1 pseudogene is annotated in these 205 nt (G+C 58.0%); it reads left to right on the top strand.

The annotated features are described in order from the left end of the window. Positions 1–129: 129 nt before the first annotated feature. Positions 130–205: pseudogene (locus ACZXDY_RS46825) on the top strand (NAD(P)H:quinone oxidoreductase); the annotation flags it as partial.

Here is a 205-nt window from a genome sequence, read left to right as displayed (position 1 = left end):
CTATCTGCGGCACGCGCTGCTTGAGATTTCTGGTTATTGGGAACAAATCCTTGCCCCCGAGCTGACCGTTCCTGAGCCCATTTATCGCATTGCCGAGCGTGGCCAGGTTCATATTCTGGTCGGTCAAACGGCGGCGGAACGCGGTTTGGCCGCATCTCTTCGCAGGTCGCCAGCTTCCTCGATCAGGCTGGTGGCCTTTGGATGA

Source organism: Bradyrhizobium sp. LeoB3, assembly GCF_055456055.1.
Note: the sequence above shows the minus strand (reverse complement) of the source record. Positions and strands in the feature narration are given on the sequence as shown.